The sequence below is a fragment of the Flagellimonas marinaquae genome, assembly GCF_003992675.1.
In the GTDB taxonomy this organism is placed as follows: domain Bacteria; phylum Bacteroidota; class Bacteroidia; order Flavobacteriales; family Flavobacteriaceae; genus Flagellimonas; species Flagellimonas marinaquae.
On the sequence record NZ_RZMZ01000015.1, the window covers coordinates 829992 to 849337 of the forward strand.

Here is a 19346-nt window from a genome sequence, read left to right on the forward strand (position 1 = left end):
GGTGAAAATTTTAGCAAACGACGGAATGGCCCAGGAGGGAATCGACCTTTTGGAAAAGGAAGGGTTTGAGGTAAAAACAACACACGTGGCCCAAGAGCAGTTGGCCAATTACATCAACAGCAATAAAATAACAGGCCTTTTGGTCCGCAGTGCCACCAAAGTAGATAAAAAACTTATGGACGATTGCCCCGATTTAAAAGTAATCGGGCGCGGAGGTGTAGGTTTGGACAATATAGATGTGGCCCATGCCGAATCCAAAGGGATAACCGTTTTTAACACCCCAGAGGCCTCTTCTGAATCTGTTGCAGAACTTGTATTTGCGCACCTACTCAACGGAGTCCGCTTTTTGCACGACGCTAATAGGCACATGCCCTTGGAAGGCGATAGTCAGTTCAAGCAACTGAAAAAGAGCTATGCGGCAGGCGTTGAACTAAGAGGGAAAACCCTGGGTATAGTAGGTTTTGGTAGAATCGGTCAAGCAACAGCCAGAATGGCCTTGGCCCTTGGTATGGAAGTTCTTTTTACGGACCACACTACAAAGGAAGCGACCATATCCATTCCTTTTTTTGATGGAAGGTCTATTGAATTCAAATTGCAAAGCATCGAGTTGAAAGAAGTGCTTTCCCAATCCGATTTTGTGAGTTTGCACGTGCCCTCCCAAGAAAACTATGTTATCGGGAAGAAAGAATTGGGATTAATGAAACCAGGATCTGGAATCATTAATACCTCAAGGGGCGGTGTGTTGGACGAAGTGGCATTGGTTGAAGCACTGGAGAATGACCATTTGGCCTTCGCAGGTTTGGATGTTTTTGAATCTGAGCCCAACCCTGAAATCAAGATTTTGATGAACCCAAAGATATCCCTGAGTCCACATATTGGAGGATCTACTATGGAAGCCCAGCAACGAATTGGTATGGAATTGGCGCAAAAACTTATCAAATTGCAAAAATGAAAGGTTTGCGGATGGAAAATATCTGTCCAAACCCCACTTTTTTGTACATTGTCACTCTAACCTTAACACTAACACAATGTCAGGATTATTGGAATTGATCAATAGCCCCATGGGCAAACAATTGGTCAGCGGCGTTGCCAGACAAACAGGGCAACCCGAAAATAAAACAGCAGAAGTATTGAGCATGGCAATGCCCCTTTTAATGGGAGCCATGAAGAAAAATGCAGCCACCCCGGGAGGGGCGCAAGGACTTATGGATGCGCTTTCTTCCAAACACGATGGCGGTATTTTGGACGATTTGGGCGGTCTCTTTGGAGGCGGTGTCGACCAACACGTGATGGACGACGGAGCAGGAATATTGGGCCATGTGCTCGGTTCCAAGCAGCCTCAAGTAGAAAATGCCCTAAGCAGTAAATCAGGACTTGATGCTGGTGCGATTTCTCAAATCTTAAAAATTGCGGCCCCAATTTTATTGGGTTATTTGGGAAAACAGACCCGTCAGCAAAATGTAAGCAGCCCCGAAGGCTTGAACGGATTACTGGGAGGATTGATGGGAGGCAATAAAACAGCCGCCAAGCAGCAATCCCTTATCGAAACCTTTTTGGACAGTGACGGAGATGGCAGCGTTATCGATGATCTGGCCGGAATGGTACTTAATGGAGGAAACCAGAAAAAAAGCGGGCTAGGCGGCGTATTGGGCGGTCTTTTTGGGAAATAAGGCCCAAGCTTAACGATAATTAACAAAGCCATTTGAAAGTTCAAGTGGCTTTTTTTGTATTTTAAGGGGTATGAAAAAGAATATTCCCATTGCGCTATTCAGCCTATCGATGCTTTGTATTAGTCTTATGTCTTGTGGTTCCCAAAAAGTGGCGTTGGACGTATCTGAAGAAGAAAAAGCCGTGTTCGACTCCACCGACGAAGAACCTGTGGAAATTTCAGATGATAAGACCGAATACGAAATCATCATCATTGAACCCGGTTTTTATACTTGGCTAAATTCCATTGCCAGACCGGAAGGATATTATTCGCAAACTTTCTTGGAAACCCGAAATGCGGTTATGGTGATGAACTGGAACCAAAGGGTGGTACAACCCCAATTATGGAATCCGAATCTTTATGAGTTACCCATCGATTACGATCCCAGTATTGACTATGGGTATGAGGTGAATTATAAGCTGTACAACTACTTTATCTATTTTCAAAGAAAGTACAATCAAAGACTAGGGCCCTTCCTCCCCAGAATATAAATTCTTATTTTTGTACTCAATTTATTGAGACAATGCAAAAACTAAAGCAGCGTTGGGAAATCCAGAAAACCTGGCAAGTACTCTTTCCCATCTTAGGTGCCTCCTTAGTCTTCCTTACCGCTTACCTTATTGCTCGAAGCCTGTTGCACGCATTTGGGCTTAATAATACAGCTTACGAATGGTTGTTTACGCTAGGGGTCACCTTAATTGGCTATTTCGTCTCGATAAAATTTTTCCTCTGGTGCTTCAAAAAACTGGAAAACAAGTGGAAGGTGACCTATAAATGGGAAATGATTGTCATATTTATCGTCTTTGCGATTACGGGGAGTCTTTCCGGAAAACTGGCAGGCCCATTGGTGCATTGGATTGGTTTGGATAGTGAAAATGTACATTCGGCTATCTATTGGACATTACGTATACTTTTGATATTTCCCATCTACCAGATTTTGTTGGTCTGCGTGGGTTGGTTATTTGGACAATATGAATTTTTCTGGAATTTTGAGAAAAAGATGTTGAAACGTATGGGATTAGGCTTTTTCCTCTCATAGTTTATAGTTTTTTTAACATATAAAGAGGATTCACCTTGTTTACTTTGTGCCGTATCGTTATGAAACCTCATAAACACATTCTTATCATTGGTTCCCTGTTAATGACCGTGGCTGTTCTAGCTCCTTCGTTCATTAAATTGGGGCATACTTTATATGAGCATCATAATGAAAAGAAATGTATTGATTATGGCACCAATCATATTCATGACGGTCATTTAGATTGTGACTTTCATGATTTTACGCTTGTCAATAAAGTTCTATTCAATTCTTCATTCAACTACACACCAGTAAATACGCCCGACTTAACTTATGTAACGGCGTATTATGCATATGTCTACAAGCCTATTAAAGCATCATTTCAAAGCTTAAGGGCTCCACCGGTGGCAACTTAGACCATCGTCGTTATTCAATTCTCTCAGGAGAAAATTCAATCTTACTAAATTACATTCCATTGGTATTTAGCAACAAGGCAGTGATTATCATTGCATTTATTTCGTTTTTCCCCATTTTTGGCAATTCCCAACAGTGCGAATACACACTGTCCGGACAGGTTATGGATTATCATCAGAAAACACCCTTGGAGGGTGCCACGGTTTTAATCCTTGAAACCAAAATGGAGTCGATTACCACAGTCAATGGTGTATATACATTTTCCAATCTCTGCTCTGGAACCTATACCCTAGAGGTGTCACATCCAGAATGTTCGACCATAATGATGAACGTTAGGGTCGATGGGGATACGGAGATTGAAGTAAAATTGGAACATCACTTGGAAGAATTGGATGAAGTCAAAGTGGTGGGAAACATTATTCGAGACAAGACCAATTCAGCACAAGAGGAAACCCTGAACCTAAATACCTTGGAAAATTATAGTGCCGGCAATTTGGGCGATGCCTTAAAAGAACTGGGGGGAGTTTCTTCTCTCAATACTGGGGCAAACATTGTGAAGCCGGCAATCCATGGGTTAAATGGCAGCCGTGTTTTGGTACTGAACGATGGTGTTCGGATGCAGGATATGGAATGGGGAGCAGAACACGCTCCTACCCTAGATATTAATTCTGCAGGTTCGGTTTCCGTAATCAAAGGAGCTTCGGCCCTTCAATACGGAGGTGATGCCATCGGCGGTGTCATTGTAGCAGAGCAAGCCAGAATTCCGCGCCGAGATAGCATCTATGGAAAAACGATTCTTAGCGGTGTATCCAACGGAAGGGGTGGAAATATCGTAACCGAGCTGACCAAATCCTACGAGAGCGGTTGGTTCATCAAAGGGCAAGGTTCCTACAAACGTTTGGGAGATCACGAAGCGCCCGATTATGTCCTTTCCAATACGGGTGTCCAAGAAATTGCGGCTTCCTTGCAACTAGGTAAGCATCATTTTACTTGGGGATGGGATGCTAGGTATTCTTATTTCAATACGGAGATTGCCATTTTAAGAGCATCACATATCGGAAACGTGGACGATTTGATACGAAGCATCAACAGTGGTGAACCGTCGATTATAAGACCTTTTACCTATGACCTTCAAAACCCTAGACAAGAAGTGACCCATCATTTGGGGAAGCTTAAGTTTTACAAACGTTTTGAGGGTTTAGGAAAGTTGAACGTACAGTACGATTTTCAAAGTAACCGACGGTTTGAATACGATATCCGTAGAGGCGAGAGGGACAATATTCCGTCCATCGATTTGGAGCTGACCACCCATACCGTTTCCACTGATTTTAAGTGGGACACCAAGGACGACATCAATATTCTTGTGGGTCTTATGGGAAGGTATCAAGACAATTTTGCCAATCCTGATACTGGCGTTCGCCGGTTGATTCCGGATTACGAAAAAATTGACTTTGGTAGCTTTTTGATTGGAGAGTATAGGGTCACCAATCAGTTATTGCTGGATGCTGGAATCCGATACGATTACAACAAGATAGATGCCCAAAAGTTTTATCGCACCTCCCGTTGGGAAGAACGTGGATATGATAACGACTTTCAGGATTTGATTGTTGAGGATTTAGACACGCAATTATTGGTCAATCCAGTTTTGGATTACCATAATTTCTCAGCAACGGTTGGCGGAAAATACATCACCACGAATGGCCTACAGCTTAAGCTGAACTATGCTTTGGCACAGCGGGCACCCAATCCATCCGAACTTTTTAGCGATGGGTTGCATCACTCCGCCGCGAGGATAGAGCTCGGTGATTTGCGTATCGAAAACGAAACATCACACAAGATAACCACCACGTTGGAAAAGGATTTTTCAACTTGGGGAATTCTCTTGGAACCCTACGCCAATTGGGTGCAAAACTTTATTGTTTTGGAGCCCACCGGTGTTGAGTTTACGGTTCGTGGCTCATTTCCAGTTTGGGAATACCGTCAGACCAATGCTCGGCTTTTGGGAGTTGACTTTTCGGCATATTCCAATTGGACCGATCATTGGATTACGGAGCATAAATTTTCCTTGGTGAAGGGACAGGATACGGATACCGATATTGCCTTAATCAATATTCCTGCTGCCAACTGGAGAAACTCGGTAACGTTTTCCAAGCCGGAATGGAATGGTTTTGAAGCCTCGTTGGAAAGTCAGTATGTATTTCGCCAAAACGAGACACCAGATAACATCATGGTGTTTTCGCCACAACAACAAGAAGATGTGGTTTTGGAAATCAATACGGCTCCAGACGCTTATCATTTGCTGGGTTTTCGATCAAAAATGGAATTTCCGTTTTCCAACAAAACCAAGTTGACCACCACTTTGGCCGTAAGTAATCTTTTAAACACAAATTACAGGGACTACCTGAACCGTCAGCGATTTTTCGCCGACGATTTGGGGCGAAACTTTACTTTACAACTAAAACTCAATTATTAAAATTTTAAAATAATCATGAAAACAATCAAATCAATTCTATTATTAGCTTTTATCGGACTTTCATTCGTAGCCTGTTCTGATGATGATAATGCTCCAGCGCCAGTCAACGAAGAAGAGACAATCACAACTATGAGGATTACTCTTGTTCCTGAAGGAGGTGGTACCAACATTACTATCCAGACCCAAGACCTAGATGGTGATGGACCCAATACTCCTGTTCGCGACATCTCTGGTAATTTGACGGCGAATACCACTTACACAGGTTCTATAGTGTTTTTAAATGAAACCGAATCTCCAGCCGAAGACATCACGGAGGAAGTTGAGGAAGAAGATGATGAACACCAGGTGTTTTATATCCCTTCCGGAAGTATTAGCAGTATTACTTATAATGACCAAGACGGTAATGGGAATCCATTGGGATTAGCCTTTACATTGGAGACCGGTGCAGCTGGAAACGCGACTTTGGAAGTAAGCTTGGTGCATGAGCCCAAGAAGCCTAATGATGGGACCTTGACCGATGCCGGTGGTGAAACAGATTTTACAGACACCTACGCCATTACTGTCGAATAAATAACTTCAACTTTTATATTTTAAGGAGATTAGGGTGCCAAATTAAGTTTTGGCACTCTTTTTTTTGCTCAATAGATAGGTGTATATCCAGGTCAGCGTAAACGTGGGGATAATATCCATGCCGGGAACCAGCTCTTCGGCGAAAGTAATCAAACCGGCAGCCTGTCCTACCCCTCCCTTGTACAATCGGGTCATAAGCCACCCGGCAACTGGTGCCCAAATGACATCGGAAAACTCCCCTATCCCCGGAATGACGAAGGATAGCATCCCGATAGCATCAAACAGCAAGCCCAAAAGTAAGTTACGGTACTTATTATCCTTTTCTTCAGCCATAGGGGAAAAATAGCAATTCCCGCTTAATTGAAAAAGTTGTTTAGGACAAATCGGAGCTTACCAGCTTCAAAAATTCGTTTCTGGTCTCAATTTTTTCAAATTGACCACGAAATCCAGAGGTAGTTGTTACCGAATTTTGTTTTTGCACACCGCGCATCATCATGCACATATGCGAAGCCTCAATGACCACTGCCACACCTTTGGGTTTAAGGGTAGTGTTGATACATTCCAGGATATCGTGTGTTAAACGTTCCTGCACTTGGAGCCTTCGGGCGAACACATCCACAATGCGGGGAATTTTACTCAATCCTACAATATGTCCATTGGGAATGTAGGCTATATGAGCCTTGCCAAAAAATGGCAGCATATGGTGCTCACAGAGGGAATACAGTTCAATATCTTTAATAATGACCATGTCGTCGTAATCTTCGGCAAACATGGCGCCTTTAAGAATTTCCTGTGGGTCCTGCTTGTATCCTTGGGTCAAAAAAAGCATAGCTTTTGCCGCACGCTCAGGGGTTTTGAGCAATCCTTCCCGGGTGACATCCTCCCCGATGTCTTCCACTATTTTGGTAAAATGTTCCTTTACCTCATTGGTAATTTGAATATTGTACTCTTCGAGGTTCCTATAAGGTGCCATGTTTTAGCTTTTTTGAAAAATGGTTGTTCAGTTTTTTGATCTTTGGATCAATTATAAATTGACAATAGGGCTGTTGCCGGTTTTCGTTATAATAATTATGATGCTCTTCCTCGGCCAAATAAAATGGTTTTGCTTCGGATACGGCCGTGACTATGGGTGATGAAAATACGTTTTCCTTTTCCAATACTTGGATAAACTCTTCCGCCAATTGTTTTTGTTCCGGAGTTGTGTAAAAAATTTCACTACGATATTGGGTACCCACATCATTGCCCTGTCTGTTCAACGTAGTTGGGTCATGCGTAGCAAAAAAAACCTCCAAAAGTTCAGGATAAGATATTTTTTCAGGGTTGAAGGTGATTTTTACCCCCTCGGCATGTCCAGTGCGGCCAGTACAAATTTCTCGATAGGCCGGATTTTTAATTGTTCCACCCGTATATCCGGAAACTACTTCCTCTACTCCATTCAACCGCTGAAAAACAGCTTCGGTGCACCAAAAACAACCTCCGGCAAAAATGGCAATTTCCAAGTTTAAATTATTTTGTTCATTCATTTTGATTCAAAGTTAAACAATATTTATGGGTGATAATACATTCTAACAAATATTTATGGAATGATTTGTCGAATTTGTCGATAACACCTTAACTTTTAATAAAATGAATATCAGCCCATATTAATCTAAAAGTATAGTAGCTGCCCGCCAACGGATAGGTCGATAACATAAGCTTCCTATATCAAAAGCTAATTCACGTTAAATTGTGATTCATTTTTGTCAAAAATCCTTTAAACCGACAAATTTGTACGCTGAAAATGCAATCTTTGCGGTACAACAGTAATCCTTATCTTCGACCAGAGAAGTTGTACTTATGATAAAGGCCACAAATATTCAAAAAAGTTACGGAGACCTCAAGGTATTGCAGGGGGTAAATCTGGACATACAAAAAGGAGAGGTGGTTTCCATTGTTGGGGCCTCCGGTGCAGGAAAAACCACTTTGCTACAAATTTTAGGCACCTTGGACACGCCGACCAACAAAGGGGAAAGCACCTTATTGATCAACGATACCGATGTGAACCAACTCAACGACAAGTCTTTGGCCCAGTTTCGCAATGAACATATCGGGTTTATCTTCCAATTTCACCAATTATTGCCCGAATTTACAGCACTTGAAAATGTCTGTATCCCAGCCTTTATCAAAAAAACGCCGAAAGCCGAGGCGGAAAATCGTGCGAAGGAATTACTGGATTTTTTAGGATTAAAAGACCGTTATCACCATAAGCCCAATGCTTTATCGGGTGGAGAGCAGCAGCGCGTAGCCGTAGCCCGTTCGTTAATGAACAATCCTTCGGTAGTGTTGGCAGATGAACCCAGTGGAAATCTGGATTCTGAAAGCGCAGACAATCTGCACCAGCTATTTTTTAAACTGCGGGATGAGTTTGGGCAAACCTTTGTATTGGTGACCCATAATATGGAATTGGCCGATATGGCCGACCGAAAGCTCACCATGGTGGACGGATTGATAGTTTCCAAAGATTGATATGACCAAAGCGGAGCTCAAGGAATTTTTGGATGCCAAAGTTGAGGAATACAACCATCCTCGATTTTTGGATGATGATCCTTTACAAATTCCGCATCGCTTTACACAAAAGGAGGATATCGAAATCAGTGCTTTTTTGACGGCCACCATTGCTTGGGGGAACCGCAAAAGTATTATCAACAATGCCACAAGATTGATGGAGTTGATGGGCCATACGCCCTATGATTTTGTGATGAACCATTCCGAAGATGATTTGGAGCGCCTCTCCCCTTTCGTTCACCGCACGTTCAATGGTATCGACCTTGGTTACTTTGTAACCAGTTTGCACCATATCTATATGAATCACGGTGGATTGGAAACCATTTTTACCAACCACCAGACCAAGAATTCCATGCAACCTGCCATTTCTAAGTTTAAGGAAGTATTTTTTGAGCTGCCCCATCGACATCGGACCCAAAAGCACGTTTCCGACCCAAATAAAGGTTCTGCCGCCAAGCGCATCAATATGTTTTTGCGTTGGATGGTACGGGACAACAGTACAGGCGTGGATTTTGGAGTATGGAAGGATATTGACCCTTCCAAGCTCTCCTGTCCCTTAGATGTGCATTCGGGCAATGTAGCGCGCAAACTAAAATTGCTCAAACGCAAACAGAACGATGCCAAAGCCTTGTTGGAGCTGGATAAAAACCTCCGAAAACTAGACCCCGGAGACCCCGTAAAATATGACTTCGCACTATTTGGGCTGGGGGTTTTTGAAAGGTTCTAGTCTAGTATACCAGCTCAACTTCAGTGGCAGATCTTAAAACCATGCATGTTATTTGGTAAACGGGTACGTGGTGCCTAAAATCGTTATGGTGGAATTGGTATAATTCAATTCGATATCTTTGATATCGCCTAGGTCTACGCTCAAAACCCCAGATTTGATGCCCCGTGGTACTAAAACAAAGTGTAAAGGTTCAATGGTGCTCAAGGAATAATCCAATCCAGCGGAACTGATTCCCGTTTGCAGCCCATCCAACAAATACTCATCATCCCAAATGTTCAGTGGCGTTTCGCTCCCTGAAATCCAAGTTCGTTTTGAATCTTCTTGATATTGAATGACGTCCCCAACTTTAGTGGTTATTTTTCCATCATTGATTTCCACGCTGTATTCCAGATGTCCATCCTCGTTTGCACCCAAATTTTCTACAATGTGGGTGCCTTCCACCTTGTAGTCGTTATGGTAGTAATCTTGAAAAGTTGCCGTATGGGTACTTTCCGGTTGTCCATACCAGTTGGTGGAAACAACGGTCACCACTCCCTTGCGAAGAACACCATCTTGCCCCAACATACCATCTTTAAAATCGACCGTAATTGTTTTGGGGAAATTCACAAAATCGGCCGGGGAAACGGTAATTTCCACTTGTGATGTCATGTTTAAAGTAGTTTTCCCTGCTGAACCTGCTGTATTGTTCTCAGCGCCCAAAATAGCATCTCCATTACTGTTACCCACATCCTGGAAAATTTTGTTGACCAGCACGTACTCCGTTAGAGCATTGATGGCAGCGTCTGATGTGGTATCTGGTGCGTTATTCGGGATAGCATCTTCCTTGTCACATCCCATAAGAAGAAGAACCAAAGTAGGTAGGATAAGTTTTTTCATAATGTCTAAGATTTGTTATTACAAAAAAAACAAAATTCAACTGATCGTCATGTTAAAATCCCTTTTATTTTTTATGTTAAACGTTGGTATTGAATTGTTTAAGACCTACATAATACTGTTTTCAAAACTTTTATTAATTGAAAGAATCCATGTATTTAAATTAAATATCCAACTTCATAATCAATTATTCTTGTGGTTGATGCTATTTTGGTGTATTTTTACATCACATCAAATAATCAAATCATGGCTCGTCAAAGTATTTCTTTTACCAAACCCAACGATGAATGGCTTAAATCGCAAGTAGAAAGTGAAGAATATTCCAGTAAAAGTGAGCTTGTCAACGATTTGATACGCCAAGCTAGAAGGCAACAAGCACAAATCGATTGGATAAAGGCTAAATTGGAAAAAGCTGAAAAGAGTGGGTTCACCAATGATAGCAAGGAAGATATCCTGAACGAATCCAAGTTAAATTTGAATGACGAAATATAGGTTAAGTAATACCGCAAAAGAAGACTTAATTAGAATTCATCGGTTTGGGGTTCAAAAGTTCGGGGTGACCCAAGCTGATAACTATTTTGAGAACTTTTTTAACTATTTCGACATTATCGCCCAAAACCCTTATTCTTTTGAATCTGTAGACCATATCAAAAAAGGTTATAAGCGCTGTGTTTGTGGCTCTGACAGTATTTATTATAGAATCAATGGCGACATTGTAGAAATAATGGCTATTGTTGGACGACAAGATGTGACCGATATTTTGTAATAGAGCTATAGTTTTTCAACCCCCAAACCCATAATCAGGCTCAAAATCCAACATGATTGTTTCTCCTCCATTCGCAATGGATTGGTATATGGCCTCAACAATCATCATATCGCGTTTTCCCATTTCACCAGGAGCTTTGTTGGGCTCACCAAACAACACGTGGCGTGCAAAATCGTCCATTTGCAATTTTTGCTGACTTTCGTGCGGAAAATTTAAGACGTCCCCCCTCGACGTTTCACCACTCAAGGGACCGTAGTTATTGGCCGGCTGCAAACGAAACCATCCCGAAGAACCTGAAACATACATGGCATTTGCGTTAAAATTATGCGAGGTAGTAATGTTACCCACTGCCCCACTCGGGAATTTCAACTGGGCGGTTATGGTTTCATCGGTATCCTTGAAATAATCAGGACGCGTACTAAACTCTTGTGCTGCAACCGATATTGGGTTCTCCCCCGTACCATAAATCGTGCTCTGGATGGCATAAACACCCATGTTGACCAGAGCGCCACCACCGGAAAGTGAACGGTCCAATCGCCATTGGTCAGGATTGCCCGTAGAGCGGTATGCGGCATCAGCCGAAACAAATAACACATCGCCAAAGGTCTTTTTACGAACAAATTCCTTGACCTGTTGGGTGTAGGGTTCGGAATGCAGACGATAGCCCATACCCAGTTTTACACCCGCTTCCTTGCACGCATCGATAATCGCATCACATTCGGCAACACTGATACCCATGGGTTTTTCACAAATGACATGCTTACCGGCCTTGGCCGCCCGTATGCTGAATTCTGCGTGCATACTATTCGGAAGCACCACATATACCACATCGATATCCTCATTATTGGCGATGTCGTCAAAATTCTGATAGTTGTAGATATTCTTTTCCGGTATACCATATTTATCGGCCCACATCTGTTCCTTGGTCGAGGTTCCAGTTACAATTCCTGCCAAATAACAATGTTGGGTATCCTGCAGGGCAGGTGCCAATTGATAAGTGCTATAACTTCCCAATCCAACCAGTGCTATGCCCAGTTTTTCCTTATTCTGATTGGCACCCATGGCACAGGCAAAGGGAGCAGATGATAGCAAAGCGGCTCCGCCAATTCCTTTTGCGGTGAGACTGTTAAAATTTCTTCGGGTAAGGGGTTTCATGCAATGTGGTTTTCAGGTTTCACCTAAAATTAAGCATAATGAGCTAATTCTTAATTACTATTCTTTTAACAAGGGAAAAACTATCAAATTCCCTATTTTTATGAACTAGATTAATTCAACCAATTCATATGAAAAAATGCTTACTATTGGGCCTTGTGCTTTGCACATCGATGGCCTTTGCACAAGAAAGAAAGATTCCTGTCGACACAGCGATTACCACACAGCATTCCGTGACCATTAATGGTGCGCGCATCGATTACACGGCTACTACTGGTACCCAACCTGTTTGGGACGAAATGGGAAAACCCATTGCTGCACTACATTATACCTATTACACCAAAAATGATGTTCGGGACAGGGCATCACGACCTTTATTGATTTCGTTTAACGGTGGGCCAGGCTCCGGTTCGGTTTGGATGCACTTGGCCTATACTGGTCCGCGTATCCTTAAAATCGATGACGAAGGTTATCCCGTGCAGCCCTACGGAGTAAAGGAAAATCCCTATTCCGTTTTGGATGTTACCGATATTGTTTACGTAAATCCTGCAAATACAGGGTATTCGCGAACCATTCCTGAAACAGGGAAAGAGGTGGACCGTGAAAAATTCTTCGGAATCAATGCGGATACGAAATACTTGGCCGAATGGCTCAATACTTTTGTGACTCGAAACAACAGGTGGCGTTCACCTAAATATATTGTGGGAGAAAGCTACGGTGGTACCCGTGTGATGGGGCTTTCCTTGGCGCTACAAAACCAACAGTGGATATATTTGAACGGGGTGATCATGGTTTCTCCTGCCGATTACAAAGTATTCCGTGACAACGACCCGGTTTCCAGCGCCTTGAACCTTCCTTATTTTGCAGCTGCAGCCTGGCACCACAAAGCCCTACCGTCCGATTTGCAAAGCAAGGACCTTCTTGAAGTACTGCCAGAGGTGGAAGAATTCACTATTAACGAATTATTGCCGGCCATTGCCAAAGGTGGCTTTATACCGGATTCGGAACGTAAAGCCATCGCCGACAAAATGGCCAGATATTCTGGATTAAACTCAAAAGATATTATTGACCACAACTTGGATGTACCCACACAATTTTTCTGGAAGGCTTTAATGCGGGATAAGGGTGGTTACACCGTGGGACGTTTAGATAGCCGCTATTTGGGTATCGACAAAACACTGGCGGGCACAAGTCCGGATTATTCTCCAGAATTGACGTCTTGGTTGCATAGCTTCACCCCGGCCATCAACTATTATTTGCAAGAAGAGTTAGGGTTTAAAACAGACATCAAATACAATATGTTTGGCCCAGTACGTCCTTGGGATGACAGTAATGACAATGTTCGGGACAATTTGCGCCAAGCAATGGCCCAGAACCCTTACTTGAACGTTTTGGTACAATCGGGTTATTATGATGGCGCCTGCACCTATTTTGCCGCCAAATACACCATGTCTCAGGTAGACCCTAGTGGCAGAATGAAAGACCGATTTGAGTTTAAAGGCTATCGTTCCGGACACATGATGTATTTGAGAAAAGAGGATTTGAAAACGGCCAATGAGGACATTAGGGCGTTTATTTTGCGTACCCAAGCCAACGGAAAGAGCGCGAAATATTAATCCAAACCAAAGTAAAACTGATACAAGCGGTGTGACATACTTTCACGCCGCTTTTTTTATTTGAATGAGTTTGATTGAAATTCTCTATTTTTAAAAAAACCTTATCCCGTGAAAAAAAACACGCTACTCTTTATCATGTTATCATTCTTAGGATTGTCGAGCGGCTCAAAAATCAACGCGCAAGATTGGCCCAATTTGGAAAAGTATCAAACAGCAAATGCCGAACTTCCTGCTGCCACAGACGGAGAGGACCGTGTAGTTTTTATGGGCAATTCCATAACCGAAATGTGGAAGGATGCCAACCCCGATTTTTTTAAGGAGAATCCGTATGTAAATCGAGGGATTGGTGGCCAAACCACACCCCAAATGCTGCTGCGTTTTCGCCAAGATGTTATTGACCTACATCCAAAAGTCGTAGTGATTTTGGCTGGCACCAATGACATTGCGGGCAATACAGGCCCCATGACCTTGGAGCAAATCCATGACAATATCCTATCCATGGTGGAATTGGCCAAGGCCAATAGTATCAAGCCCATTGTTTGTTCAGTACTGCCTGCCGTTGATTATCCATGGAGGCCAGGTAAAGAGCCCAATATCAAAATACCAAAGCTCAATACTATGCTCAAAGCCATGGCCGAGTCACAAAATGTCATGTATGTGGATTATTTCTCTGAAATGGCGGATGATAGAAACGGACTTCCGTCCAAATTGACGACCGATGAAGTACATGTTACCAAAGCAGGATATGAGATTATGGAGCGCATGGTGAAAGATGCCATTGATAAAACACTGCATCAAAACTAATCGAAATTCAATTCAAACAAATACGCATGGGAATTTAGTTAGCTTTGAACATGGAAAATGGCAAGGTCAGCATCATAATTCCCTTCAAAAACACGGCCCAGTACCTTCCCGAATGTTTGGATTCCATTCGTAACCAAACTTATAGAGATTGGGAAGTATTAGCGGTCAACGACCATTCTACGGATAAAAGTTTTGACATCCTTACCTCATATGCCCAACAGGATGAGCGTATCAAGATCTTTCAAAATCAAGGACATGGCATCATTCCAGCACTACAAACAGGCTATGCCCAGTGCCAAGGAAACTTTGTAACCCGCATGGATTCGGATGATATCATGAAACCCCATCGTTTGGAGGTCATGGTAATTTCTTTACTAAAACACGGAACAGGTCATGTTGCTGTGGGACAAGTGAAATACTTTTCAGATAGGGGCATAAGCAACGGTTACGAACGTTATGAAGCATGGTTGAACCGTTTGACCGCTACCGGGACCAATTTTGATGAACTCTACAAGGAATGCGTAATCCCTTCGCCCTGTTGGATGACCTACCGTGAAGATTTTGAAAAATGTCAAGGTTTTGAGCCCAACCGATACCCTGAAGATTACGACCTCACCTTCCGTCTTTATGAACATGGCTTAACCATCATTCCCTGCGACCAAGTGCTACATCTATGGCGCGATTACGACACTCGAACCTCGCGCACCCATGAACACTACGCCCAGAATTACTTTTTGGACATTAAACTACACTACTTTTTAAAACTCAATTATGACCCAAAACGACCCTTAGTGATATGGGGTGCGGGATTTAAGGGAAAAAAAATTGCCAGAGGACTAAAGAAAAGAAATCTGGACTTTATTTGGTTGTGCGATAACCCAAAGAAAATAGGTAAGAAAATCTATGGTAAACAATTGGTTCATTTTGAGGCATTGCAGGAACTGAATAACCCGCAGAGCATCATCACAGTGGCAAACGAAGAAGCCCAAAAAGAGATTCGGACCTATTTTTCTGACTTAGGACAATCCCCGATGCTGGATTATTTCTTTTTTTGTTGAGATTTAAAAAGCGGTTCTTCGCTTTGCTCAGAATGATAGTGAACTTTAAATTGTAAATCCGTTAATCATAAATGAAGTTTGAATTTGGAATGTTTTAATGCCTATCTTTGACCAAGCAATGATGGGAATGCAGTTTAAACATCCAGAAATTCTTTGGGCACTTTTTCTTCTAATCATACCCATTTTAATCCATTTATTCCAATTACGTCGTTTTACCAAAACCCCTTTTACCAATGTGGCCATGCTGCAAAAAGTGGTTTCGGAGTCAAGAAAGAGCAACACCCTTAAAAAATGGTTGTTGTTGATCACCCGTATATTGTTATTGGCGGCCATCATCATTGCCTTTGCACAGCCTTTTACTTCTTCAAGCACAGCACTCCAGCAAAAGGAAACGGTGGTGTATTTGGATGACTCCTTTAGTATGCAGGCAAAAACCAATGGTATTTCACTTTTGGAAAAAGCGATTCAAGATGTTGTAAAAAACATGGATGAGGAGGGTACGTTCAGCCTATTTACCAATGAAAGAACCTTTGCCAATGTGAAGTTGTCGGATGTGCAAAACACTTTGCTGTCCCTGCCCTACTCCTACAAGCAGTTGAATTTGGACGAAATTGGCCTAAAGGCAAATAGCCTATTTTCATCCAATGACGGCACTGTTAAAAACCTGATCATTATCTCTGATTTTCAGGAAAGAATTTCCGAGGGAAATATCGAATTGGACACCACCATTAGGACCCACTTCGTTCCTATGGAACCAAAGGAAATTACAAATGTTTCCATCGATTCTGTTTTTGTGGACGAGGGATTGAATGATCAAAATGCTTTGAGCGTATTCCTTACCGGGGGCAATACGGACGACCCTCTTCCAATTTCACTCTTTAATGGGAATGAGCTGATTGCCAAAACTGCAGCGAAATTTAATCCTGATGGCACAGCAAGAGTGGAATTTACCATACCATCAAACCAAGCTTTGAATGGACGACTGAGCATTATGGACAATGCCTTGGGGTACGATAATCGGTTTTATTTCAACATCAACGACACGAAAAAGGTAAAGGTCTTGGCGATTAGTGAATCGGATAGTGACTATTTGGACCGCCTGTTCCGTGACGATGAGTTCGAATTTCAAAAGTATCGATTGGCCCAATTGGATTACAGCGTTCTGGATGACCAAAATGTAGTGGTGTTGGATAACTTACCTTCCATTCCCAATAGCCTTCAAAATATATTGCGCACCTTTAAGGATGAAGGTGGCTCGCTGATTGTTGTACCGGCAATCAATACCGATTTGGTGTCCTACGATACATTCCTATCCGCTTGGCCTGCTATCCGATTCACTGAAAAAGTGACGACAGAAACGCGATTGACAAAAATTACCTTTGACCATCCGTTGTACCGCGATGTTTTTGAACAACGGGTCACCAATTTCCAATATCCATTTGTTAAGGAATATTTTAATGTACAGACCAGTCTACCTATAGCATTGTCCATGGATGGAGGAAATCCGTTTTTGATTGGTGACAACGGTTTATATGTCTTTACCGTTCCATTGGAATTGGAGAACTCCAACTTTATCAACTCACCGTTGATCGTTCCTACCTTCTACAACATGGCCCAATCGAGTTTACAACAATCCAAACCCTATCAAACCATTGGTGAACCCACAGTAGTAGATGTCCCGGCAGAACTGGGCAATGACGAAATTCTAAAGGTCTTCAAGGAGGAATATGAGTTCATTCCCCTTCAGCAAACCTATCCCAATCGGGTACGGTTAACGTTTGACCAAAACCCTACAGAAGACGGGATTTACGAAATCGTTCAGAACCAAAAAACACTCCTAAACATAAGTTTTAATTATCCACGAACGGAGAGTCGGCTCAAATATTTGGACCTTGGGACATTGGAAAATGTGAACACTATGGACTCCATTCCTGGGCTCTTCGAATATCTAAAAGCGGAAAACGACATTGCCGCTTATTGGAAATGGTTTGTTATTTTAGCGTTGCTTCTGGCGCTCGTCGAGGTACTCATTCAAAAATTTGTTTCATGAACATTCTGCTGAAGTCTGCAAAAATTATATGCCCGGAGAACAAGGAACTTCACTTGAAAAAGCGTGATATTCTTATCAAAAAAGGGATTATCGAAAAAATCGGTGTATCAGTGGAAGCTCCTTCCCAGGTAAAAACTGTGGAAAAAGACAACCTTCATGTATCCTTGGGATGGTTCGATAGCAGTGTGTGCTTTGGCGAACCGGGCTTTGAAGAGCGGGAGACAATTGCCAACGGACTTTTAACGGCCGGCAAAAGCGGGTTCACCGATATTGTGCTCAACCCAAACACCTATCCTGTGCCGGATACCAGTTCCGATGTAGTGTTCCTAAAGGAACGTGGACTGGGAAAACCCACTAAAATCCATCCCTTGGGCACACTGACCAAGAATGCCGACGGTATCGACCTTGCGGAGCTGTATGACATGAAAAATGCGGGTGCTGTTGCCTTCTATGACTTCAAAAGACAGATTTCCAATCCTAATTTGCTCAAGATAGCCTTGTTATACGCCCAGAATTTTGATGGTTTGGTCTATTCTTTTCCACAAGATGGCCATATCAAAGGAAATGGAGTGGTCAACGAAGGAGAGATTTCCACAAAACTTGGGTTAAAGGGTATTCCAGCCTTGGCCGAAGAGTTACAGATTGCAAGGGATTTGTTTGTGTTGGAGTACGCTGGTGGAAAACTTCACATTCCCACAATTTCTACCTCCGGTTCGGTAAAACTGATTGCCGAAGCCAAGAAAAAAGGCTTGGACGTAAGCTGTAGTGTTGCCATTCATAACCTCTTCTTTTCCGATGAAACGTTAGTCGGTTTTGATACCAATTTTAAGGTTTCCCCTCCCTTACGTACAAAATCCGACTGTAAGGCGTTGATCAAGGGAGTAAAAAACGGAACGATTGATTTTGTGACCTCGGACCATGTTCCCATGGATGTTGAGCATAAACGTGTAGAGTTTGATAACGCCAAAAACGGAAGTTTGGGCCTAGAAACAGCCTTCGGTGCCTTGAACACGCTCTTTGATTTGGATGAAACCATTAACCTATTGACCAAAGGCCGTAGTCGATATCAAATTGAAAAACCAAAGCTGGAAGAAGGCGCCAAAGCTTGCCTTACCCTCTTCAATCCTGATGGTGAACATGAATTTGAAGCAAAAGATATCCTCTCTACTTCAAAAAACAGCATGTTCGTGGGCGCATCCTTAAAGGGAAAAGTGTACGGTATTATCCATAACGATTTAACTACATTATAATGAGTAATTCCACCCCCGGAAAAACTACGGCAATTGTAGCCTACATCACCATTATTGGCTGTTTAATCGCCATTACCATGAACATTGAACCTAAAAATACCTTTGCCCGCTTCCATATACGGCAGGCTTTTGGAATTCATATCCTGTTTCACGCCTTGGCCATTCTGCTCACCTATTCGGGCATTGCTTATTTGTCCGTTTTTATATATGTCTTTTATCTTGTGATATGGGTTTTTGGATTTTTACAAGTATTGAATGAAAAGACAAAACCATTGCCGGTTCTTGGTCCATTCTTTCAAAAATGGTTTACCTTCATATCCTAAAAT

Annotated in this window: 21 protein-coding genes; 16 read left to right on the forward strand and 5 right to left on the reverse strand. The window is 42.4% G+C overall.

The window, feature by feature from the left end:
- The first annotated feature begins 1 nt into the window (after position 1).
- From EO130_RS13145 to EO130_RS13170, 6 genes are all read left to right on the forward strand, one after another.
- Positions 2–952, forward strand: a complete 951-nt coding sequence (locus EO130_RS13145; protein ID WP_127142094.1) for a D-2-hydroxyacid dehydrogenase — start codon at positions 2–4, stop codon at positions 950–952.
- 76 nt (positions 953–1028) lie between these two features.
- A complete protein-coding gene (locus EO130_RS13150; protein WP_127141962.1) occupies positions 1029–1670 on the forward strand; it encodes a DUF937 domain-containing protein in 642 nt (213 codons plus the stop codon).
- A 70-nt stretch (positions 1671–1740) separates the two neighbouring features.
- Complete coding sequence (locus EO130_RS13155) at positions 1741–2199, forward strand: DUF6146 family protein (protein WP_164732937.1); 459 nt, start codon at positions 1741–1743, stop codon at positions 2197–2199.
- Between the two features lie 32 nt (positions 2200–2231).
- The gene (locus EO130_RS13160; RefSeq protein WP_127141963.1) at positions 2232–2747 is read left to right on the forward strand and encodes a DUF6787 family protein; all 516 of its coding nucleotides are present in this window, start codon (positions 2232–2234) and stop codon (positions 2745–2747) included.
- Between the two features lie 451 nt (positions 2748–3198).
- The gene (locus EO130_RS13165; protein WP_241244354.1) at positions 3199–5610 is read left to right on the forward strand and encodes a TonB-dependent receptor; all 2412 of its coding nucleotides are present in this window, start codon (positions 3199–3201) and stop codon (positions 5608–5610) included.
- A gap of 129 nt (positions 5611–5739) precedes the next feature.
- On the forward strand, positions 5740–6180 hold the full coding sequence (locus EO130_RS13170) for a type 1 periplasmic binding fold superfamily protein (protein ID WP_313781450.1): 441 nt from the start codon (positions 5740–5742) through the stop codon (positions 6178–6180).
- A gap of 42 nt (positions 6181–6222) precedes the next feature.
- Here the strand turns inward: EO130_RS13170 and EO130_RS13175 are convergent, their stop codons facing one another.
- The 3 genes from EO130_RS13175 to msrA are packed head-to-tail and all read right to left on the reverse strand — an operon-like array spanning position 6223 to position 7703.
- The gene (locus tag EO130_RS13175; protein WP_127141965.1) at positions 6223–6513 is read right to left on the reverse strand and encodes a hypothetical protein; all 291 of its coding nucleotides are present in this window, start codon (positions 6511–6513) and stop codon (positions 6223–6225) included.
- A 40-nt stretch (positions 6514–6553) separates the two neighbouring features.
- Positions 6554–7153: a GTP cyclohydrolase I FolE gene (folE, locus tag EO130_RS13180; protein ID WP_127141966.1), complete on the reverse strand. Its 600-nt coding sequence runs from the start codon at positions 7151–7153 to the stop codon at positions 6554–6556.
- Entirely contained in the window at positions 7140–7703 is a 564-nt protein-coding gene (gene msrA / locus EO130_RS13185) for a peptide-methionine (S)-S-oxide reductase MsrA (RefSeq protein WP_127141967.1), read from the reverse strand. Before msrA ends, folE begins: the two co-directional genes overlap by 14 nt.
- A 313-nt stretch (positions 7704–8016) precedes the next feature.
- On the opposite strand from msrA, the gene EO130_RS13190 reads away from it, so the two are divergent.
- Both EO130_RS13190 and EO130_RS13195 read left to right on the forward strand, forming a co-directional pair.
- On the forward strand, positions 8017–8685 hold the full coding sequence (locus EO130_RS13190; RefSeq protein ID WP_127141968.1) for an ABC transporter ATP-binding protein: 669 nt from the start codon (positions 8017–8019) through the stop codon (positions 8683–8685).
- 1 nt (position 8686) lies between these two features.
- Entirely contained in the window at positions 8687–9451 is a 765-nt protein-coding gene (locus tag EO130_RS13195) for a TIGR02757 family protein (RefSeq protein ID WP_127141969.1), read from the forward strand.
- Between the two features lie 48 nt (positions 9452–9499).
- Here EO130_RS13195 and EO130_RS13200 read toward each other — a convergent pair whose 3' ends face one another.
- Complete coding sequence (locus EO130_RS13200) at positions 9500–10327, reverse strand: hypothetical protein (RefSeq protein ID WP_127141970.1); 828 nt, start codon at positions 10325–10327, stop codon at positions 9500–9502.
- Positions 10328–10570: 243 nt separating this feature from the next.
- Between EO130_RS13200 and EO130_RS13205 the strand changes: the two genes are divergently transcribed.
- Positions 10571–10816 (forward strand): ribbon-helix-helix domain-containing protein, encoded by a 246-nt coding sequence (locus EO130_RS13205; RefSeq protein ID WP_127141971.1) that lies wholly within the window; start codon positions 10571–10573, stop codon positions 10814–10816.
- On the forward strand, positions 10803–11090 hold the full coding sequence (locus EO130_RS13210) for a type II toxin-antitoxin system RelE/ParE family toxin (protein WP_127141972.1): 288 nt from the start codon (positions 10803–10805) through the stop codon (positions 11088–11090). The genes EO130_RS13205 and EO130_RS13210 overlap by 14 nt, the downstream gene beginning before the upstream one ends.
- 15 nt (positions 11091–11105) lie before the next feature.
- Here EO130_RS13210 and EO130_RS13215 read toward each other — a convergent pair whose 3' ends face one another.
- Positions 11106–12245: a Gfo/Idh/MocA family protein gene (locus EO130_RS13215; RefSeq protein WP_127141973.1), complete on the reverse strand. Its 1140-nt coding sequence runs from the start codon at positions 12243–12245 to the stop codon at positions 11106–11108.
- Positions 12246–12373: 128 nt separating this feature from the next.
- Here EO130_RS13215 and EO130_RS13220 point away from each other — a divergent pair, with 128 nt between their 5' ends.
- The 6 genes from EO130_RS13220 to EO130_RS13245 all read left to right on the forward strand — a co-directional run bounded on the left by EO130_RS13220 (position 12374) and on the right by EO130_RS13245 (position 19343).
- On the forward strand, positions 12374–13858 hold the full coding sequence (locus EO130_RS13220) for a S10 family peptidase (RefSeq protein ID WP_127141974.1): 1485 nt from the start codon (positions 12374–12376) through the stop codon (positions 13856–13858).
- 108 nt (positions 13859–13966) lie between these two features.
- On the forward strand, positions 13967–14662 hold the full coding sequence (locus tag EO130_RS13225) for an SGNH/GDSL hydrolase family protein (RefSeq protein ID WP_241244355.1): 696 nt from the start codon (positions 13967–13969) through the stop codon (positions 14660–14662).
- A gap of 50 nt (positions 14663–14712) precedes the next feature.
- Positions 14713–15720 (forward strand): glycosyltransferase family 2 protein, encoded by a 1008-nt coding sequence (locus tag EO130_RS13230; protein ID WP_127142098.1) that lies wholly within the window; start codon positions 14713–14715, stop codon positions 15718–15720.
- 127 nt (positions 15721–15847) lie between these two features.
- Positions 15848–17770: a BatA domain-containing protein gene (locus EO130_RS13235; RefSeq protein ID WP_241244356.1), complete on the forward strand. Its 1923-nt coding sequence runs from the start codon at positions 15848–15850 to the stop codon at positions 17768–17770.
- Positions 17767–19020 carry a dihydroorotase gene (locus tag EO130_RS13240; RefSeq protein ID WP_127141976.1) on the forward strand — a complete coding sequence of 418 codons (1254 nt, stop codon included), beginning with the start codon at positions 17767–17769 and terminating at the stop codon, positions 19018–19020. Before EO130_RS13235 ends, EO130_RS13240 begins: the two co-directional genes overlap by 4 nt.
- Entirely contained in the window at positions 19020–19343 is a 324-nt protein-coding gene (locus EO130_RS13245) for a hypothetical protein (protein ID WP_127141977.1), read from the forward strand. The genes EO130_RS13240 and EO130_RS13245 overlap by 1 nt, the downstream gene beginning before the upstream one ends.
- Positions 19344–19346 lie beyond the last annotated feature (3 nt).